We start from the raw sequence: 6,368 nt of genomic DNA on the forward strand, positions 1-6,368 counted from the left end.
TCGTATTACAAGGACAAGCCGCGCCAGCTAGCCCAGCCACTAGTTATAAACGCAGAAAGGCCCACCCGAAGGTGAGCCAGTGTGACTCTAGTAGAGGGCGTTCACCGACAAGCAACAGATGAAACGAAAGGCCCAGTCTTTCGACTGAGCCTTTTCGTTTTATTTGATGCCTCGCCATTGAGTTAGATTAGTCATGGTGGTGGTGATGGTGATGGGAGCCGGGCCCAATTGGATTGCGGCCCCTGTAATCCCAGCAGCCGTTACAAACTCAAGAAGGACCATGTGGTCTCTCTTTTCGTTGGGATCTTTCGAAAGGGCAGATTGTGTGGACAGGTAATGGTTGTCTGGTAAAAGGACAGGGTCATCGCCAATTGGAGTATTTTGTTGATAATGATCAGCGAGTTGCACGCCGCCGTCTTCGATGTTGTGGCGGGTCTTGAAGTTAGCTTTGATGCCGTTCTTTTGCTTGTCGGCCATGATGTATACGTTGTGGGAGTTGTAGTTGTATTCCAACTTGTGGCCGAGGATGTTTCCGTCCTCCTTGAAATCGATTCCCTTAAGCTCGATCCTGTTGACGAGGGTGTCTCCCTCAAACTTGACTTCAGCACGTGTCTTGTAGTTCCCGTCGTCCTTGAAGAAGATGGTCCTCTCCTGCACGTATCCCTCAGGCATGGCGCTCTTGAAGAAGTCGTGCCGCTTCATATGATCTGGATATCTTGAAAAGCATTGAACACCATAAGTGAGAGTAGTGACAAGTGTTGGCCATGGAACAGGTAGTTTTCCAGTAGTGCAAATAAATTTAAGGGTAAGTTTTCCGTATGTTGCATCACCTTCACCCTCTCCACTGACAGAAAATTTGTACCCATTAACATCACCATCTAATTCAACAAGAATTGGGACAACTCCAGTGAAAAGTTCTTCTCCTTTACTCATCTCGAGGGATTGAAAATACAAGTTCTCCTGCAGACAGGTAAGATTATCTCCCGGGGATACACCCAGTTGCGAACAATAATCTTTATAGTATTGCACACGAGCATTTACCGCTGCGGTATTACCGCCGTTGCACTCAACTGCTCCGTTTATCGCGCGTATCGTAGCTCCGAATCCCTGACCGATAACGGAATGTACGTTGTTCATCCAGAACCAAAGCGCAGTTTTAAAACTCGTCACTACATCTGTCGCGACGATGCCGGGATTTGAGAGACCGTTAAAACCGATTGAATTGCCTGCGGCACCGTAATTATAATTCCATGTCAACTGTAAAGGACCCCGTCCATAATAGTTCTGTCCGCTCACGCAAGGGTACTGTGTGTTACTTGAGTCGCAATAATTGTGACTTGCCCCGTTAATCTCCCCGATGTAGCAGAAATGACCCGTTTCATGCGTCACGTGCGCAAAGAACGCCGCGATTTCACGTTTGTTCGCGTCCGTTGATCCGTCATTACCAAAGCCACTGTAGCTGTTCAGAGCAGAAAGGAAGGCGGCTCTTGTATAAAAGTTCTTTCCTGCGCAAGATGAGGCGGCCTGGTTGATAATGCCGTCAAAGAACGATTGAGTGACGATGTCGCTGACAGAAGACCCGCTTCCAGAAGAACTGTCGCACGGCCCGCTCTGACATCCATCCCCACAATAATCGCTACCCGTTCCGCAATAACCATATTTGGAACAACACAGACCAGAGGCGCAACCGCAATTTTGGGCCATATGTATATCTCCTTCTTAAAGTTAAACAAAATTATTTCTACAGGGGAATTGTTATCCGCTCACAATTCCCCTATAGTGAGTCGTATTAGCACCGGGGAGAAATCCGCCGAACGCATCGACTATTGGACCAAAACGAAAAAAGACGCTTTTCAGCGTCTTTTTTTCGAAAATTTGGTACCGAGCCATTGAGGATCATACATCAATCTCTCTGACCGTTCCGCCCGCTTCTTTGAATTTTGCAATCAGGCTGTCAGCCTTATGCTCGAACTGACCATAACCAGCGCCCGGCAGTGAAGCCCAGATATTGCTGCAACGGTCGATTGCCTGACGAATATCACCACGATCAATCATAGGTAAAGCGCCACGCTCCTTAATCTGCTGCAATGCCACAGCGTCCTGACTTTTCGGAGAGAAGTCTTTCAGGCCAAGCTGCTTGCGGTAGGCATCCCACCAACGGGAAAGAAGCTGGTAGCGTCCAGCGCCTGTTGATTTGAGTTTTGGGTTTAGCGTGACAAGTTTGCGAGGGTGATCGGAGTAATCAGTAAATAGCTCTCCGCCTACAATGACGTCATAACCATGATTTCTGGTTTTCTGACGTCCGTTATCAGTTCCCTCCGACCACGCCAGCATATCGAGGAACGCCTTACGTTGATTATTGATTTCTACCAGCGATCCTAATGTGGTTTTTTTCATGTATTTCAGTCTCGATTAACAGATAACGCAAAATTGCTGTTTAATTAATTTGTTAAATATAGATCACAATTTTGAAACCGCTCGGGATATGAGCGAAAACATAAGCAAAAGTGAATGTTTTAAGAACATTCCGTAAGCGGCTAATAAGGAAGGGAAATTGACAGGGCGCGACTACCGCGCCCTGGAGGCAAGAATTAATGCTCGCGGGTCTGGTGGAACTGAACGTCCGGATAACGTTCCTGTGCCAGGGCGCCTCAATCTGGATGAGGCGGACGGATGGATTCAGCTAGTGAACTTGTGCGATCCCGTGTCTCAAAATCTCTGATGTTACATTGCACAAGATAAAAATATATCATCATGAACAATAAAACTGTCTGCTTACATAAACAGTAATACAAGGGGTGTTATGAGTCACATACAAAGGGAAACATCATGTAGCCGTCCGCGTTTGAACAGCAATATGGACGCGGACCTGTACGGCTACAAATGGGCAAGAGATAACGTGGGTCAGTCTGGCGCAACCATTTATCGTCTGTACGGCAAGCCAGACGCTCCGGAACTGTTTCTTAAGCACGGTAAAGGTTCTGTCGCTAATGATGTCACGGATGAGATGGTTCGTTTGAACTGGTTGACCGAGTTCATGCCTCTGCCGACGATTAAACACTTTATCCGCACTCCGGACGATGCGTGGCTGTTGACCACCGCGATCCCGGGTAAGACCGCGTTTCAGGTTCTGGAAGAATACCCGGACAGCGGTGAGAACATTGTTGATGCCCTGGCTGTGTTCCTGCGTCGTTTACATAGCATTCCGGTGTGCAACTGCCCGTTCAACTCCGATCGCGTTTTCCGCTTGGCGCAAGCGCAAAGCCGTATGAACAACGGCCTGGTTGATGCATCGGACTTCGACGACGAGCGCAATGGCTGGCCGGTTGAACAAGTGTGGAAAGAAATGCATAAACTGCTCCCGTTTTCGCCGGACAGCGTGGTCACACATGGGGATTTTTCCCTGGATAACCTCATCTTCGATGAGGGTAAGCTGATCGGCTGCATTGACGTGGGCCGTGTAGGCATCGCCGATCGTTATCAGGATCTGGCGATCCTATGGAATTGCCTGGGTGAGTTCAGCCCATCCTTGCAGAAGCGCTTATTTCAGAAGTATGGTATCGACAACCCGGACATGAACAAACTGCAATTTCACCTGATGCTGGACGAGTTCTTCTAAAGCAAGCCGGATAGCGTCGTGGTAATTAACGCGGCTGCGAGGAATAACAAGATATCGGGAGTGAGCGCCTACGGTGAAACATTGAATAGCACACTTGCGGAACTCATCCCGGACACCATCGAATGGTGCAAAACCTTTCGCGGTATGGCATGATAGCGCCCGGAAGAGAGTCAATTCAGGGTGGTGAATATGAAACCCGTAACACTATATGATGTTGCTGAGTATGCGGGCGTTAGTTATCAGACAGTTTCCCGCGTTGTGAATCAAGCGAGCCACGTGAGCGCGAAAACCCGTGAAAAAGTTGAGGCGGCGATGGCGGAACTGAACTACATCCCGAACCGTGTAGCGCAACAACTGGCCGGCAAACAGAGCCTGCTGATCGGCGTCGCTACCAGCAGCTTGGCCTTACATGCACCGTCTCAGATCGTGGCCGCGATCAAGAGCCGTGCAGACCAGTTGGGTGCTAGCGTGGTCGTCAGCATGGTTGAACGCAGCGGTGTCGAGGCCTGCAAGGCGGCTGTGCACAACCTGTTGGCGCAACGTGTTTCAGGCCTGATTATTAATTACCCGCTGGACGACCAGGACGCAATCGCCGTGGAGGCTGCGTGCACCAACGTGCCGGCATTGTTCCTGGACGTTAGCGATCAAACTCCGATTAACTCCATCATCTTCTCCCACGAGGACGGCACCAGATTAGGCGTGGAGCACCTGGTTGCGCTGGGTCATCAGCAAATCGCCCTGCTCGCCGGTCCGCTGAGCAGCGTGTCGGCTCGCCTGCGTCTGGCGGGTTGGCATAAATACCTGACGCGTAATCAAATTCAGCCGATTGCCGAGCGCGAGGGCGATTGGTCAGCAATGAGCGGTTTTCAGCAGACCATGCAGATGCTGAACGAAGGTATTGTTCCGACCGCTATGCTTGTGGCGAATGATCAGATGGCGCTGGGCGCGATGCGTGCGATTACCGAATCCGGCCTGCGTGTTGGTGCAGACATCAGCGTCGTGGGTTATGATGACACCGAAGACTCCAGCTGTTACATCCCGCCTTTGACCACCATTAAGCAGGATTTTCGTTTGCTGGGTCAAACGAGCGTGGATCGTTTGCTGCAACTGTCGCAAGGTCAGGCGGTGAAGGGTAACCAACTACTTCCGGTATCTCTCGTTAAGCGCAAAACCACGCTGGCTCCGAACACCCAGACTGCCTCTCCGAGAGCTTTGGCGGATAGCCTGATGCAACTCGCACGTCAGGTTTCTCGCCTGGAATCTGGCCAATAAAGCGCAAGCTGGTCACGCTGTGGGTGATTAACCGCCAACGGGATAGCCTCACCGGTTTGATAATCTCATGACCAAAATCCCTTAACGTGAGTTTTCGTTCCACTGAGCGTCAGACCCCGTAGAAAAGATCAAAGGATCTTCTTGAGATCCTTTTTTTCTGCGCGTAATCTGCTGCTTGCAAACAAAAAAACCACCGCTACCAGCGGTGGTTTGTTTGCCGGATCAAGAGCTACCAACTCTTTTTCCGAAGGTAACTGGCTTCAGCAGAGCGCAGATACCAAATACTGTTCTTCTAGTGTAGCCGTAGTTAGGCCACCACTTCAAGAACTCTGTAGCACCGCCTACATACCTCGCTCTGCTAATCCTGTTACCAGTGGCTGCTGCCAGTGGCGATAAGTCGTGTCTTACCGGGTTGGACTCAAGACGATAGTTACCGGATAAGGCGCAGCGGTCGGGCTGAACGGGGGGGTTCGTGCACACAGCCCAGCTTGGAGCGAACGACCTACACCGAACTGAGATACCTACAGCGTGAGCTATGAGAAAGCGCCACGCTTCCCGAAGGGAGAAAGGCGGACAGGTATCCGGTAAGCGGCAGGGTCGGAACAGGAGAGCGCACGAGGGAGCTTCCAGGGGGAAACGCCTGGTATCTTTATAGTCCTGTCGGGTTTCGCCACCTCTGACTTGAGCGTCGATTTTTGTGATGCTCGTCAGGGGGGCGGAGCCTATGGAAAAACGCCAGCAACGCGGCCTTTTTACGGTTCCTGGCCTTTTGCTGGCCTTTTGCTCACATGTTCTTTCCTGCGTTATCCCCTGATTCTGTGGATAACGGCGCGCCTTAAACACGACGTTAGCTAACATCCGCCAAAAAAACCCCTCAAGACCCGTTTAGAGGCCCCAAGGGGTTATGCTAGGAAGCGCGACGAATTCAACGATAAGCTTGATGAGCTCGATGTCGAGCTACTGATTATTGTAATCAGCAGTAATCTGTTGTAAATCAGATAAAGTGGTATCATCACCAGCGGTCATTGATACCACCTTACCATGATCGAGCAAGGCAACAGTTGGCGTTCCCATAAAACTCATGGGGGTTGCAAAAGTTGAATAGAAATCAGTTATTTGTTTTTGAGAAGCCATGCTGAAAGACCCGTTGTTCCCATAGTCTAAGTAATAAATGGGATGCTGACTTTGTTGTAAGTACTGTTTCATGACTGGAGAAAATTTACGACAATGCACACACTCCTTGAACCCGACAAAGACAATAAATTTTTCTCCAGTTTGAGCTTTATGCAAATATTGAGTTAGCGTAATAGGAATAACGCCCTTGATGTTTTCTTCATAAGTTGCACCATCGATGATTTTCGAGCTAGTATTTGATTCTATAGTAGCGGAACTGTCAGCGGAGATCTCCATGGTATATCTCCTTATTAAAGTTAAACAAAATTATTTCTACAGGGGAATTGTTATCCGCTCACAATTC

5 protein-coding genes are annotated in these 6,368 nt (G+C 49.6%); 2 read left to right on the forward strand and 3 right to left on the reverse strand.

Going from position 1 to position 6,368, the window contains the following annotated elements; genetic code table 11:
• Positions 1-159 precede the first annotated feature (159 nt).
• Positions 160-1,704, reverse strand: coding sequence for a glycoside hydrolase family 19 protein (locus tag PXH59_RS19925; protein ID WP_285811895.1), 1,545 nt, complete (start codon positions 1,702-1,704; stop codon positions 160-162).
• A 192-nt stretch (positions 1,705-1,896) separates the two neighbouring features.
• Positions 1,897-2,373, reverse strand: a complete 477-nt coding sequence (locus tag PXH59_RS19930) for a glycoside hydrolase family 24 protein (RefSeq protein WP_000229403.1) — start codon at positions 2,371-2,373, stop codon at positions 1,897-1,899.
• 430 nt (positions 2,374-2,803) lie between these two features.
• On the opposite strand from PXH59_RS19930, the gene aph(3')-Ia reads away from it, so the two are divergent.
• Together aph(3')-Ia and lacI are read left to right on the forward strand one after the other, a co-directional pair.
• Positions 2,804-3,619, forward strand: coding sequence for an aminoglycoside O-phosphotransferase APH(3')-Ia (gene aph(3')-Ia / locus PXH59_RS19935; protein WP_000018329.1), 816 nt, complete (start codon positions 2,804-2,806; stop codon positions 3,617-3,619).
• A gap of 189 nt (positions 3,620-3,808) precedes the next feature.
• Entirely contained in the window at positions 3,809-4,891 is a 1,083-nt protein-coding gene (gene lacI, locus PXH59_RS19940) for a DNA-binding transcriptional repressor LacI (protein WP_000805902.1), read from the forward strand.
• Positions 4,892-5,848: 957 nt separating this feature from the next.
• On the opposite strand, the gene PXH59_RS19945 is transcribed toward lacI, so the two are convergent.
• A complete protein-coding gene (locus tag PXH59_RS19945; protein WP_285811899.1) occupies positions 5,849-6,301 on the reverse strand; it encodes a PedC/BrcD family bacteriocin maturation disulfide isomerase in 453 nt (150 codons plus the stop codon).
• Between the last annotated feature and the right edge of the window lie 67 nt (positions 6,302-6,368).

It is taken from the genome of Xenorhabdus bakwenae, assembly GCF_030272115.1.
Lineage (GTDB): Bacteria > Pseudomonadota > Gammaproteobacteria > Enterobacterales > Enterobacteriaceae > Xenorhabdus > Xenorhabdus bakwenae.

Bases quoted from the DNA above. Each gene is read 5' to 3' on its own strand.
- PXH59_RS19925 (WP_285811895.1), bottom strand. From the start codon at position 1,704: ATGGCCCAAAATTGCGGTTGCGCCTCTGGTCTGTGTTGTTCCAAATAT.
- lacI (WP_000805902.1), top strand. From the start codon at position 3,809: ATGAAACCCGTAACACTATATGATGTTGCTGAGTATGCGGGCGTTAGT.
- PXH59_RS19945 (WP_285811899.1), bottom strand. From the start codon at position 6,301: ATGGAGATCTCCGCTGACAGTTCCGCTACTATAGAATCAAATACTAGC.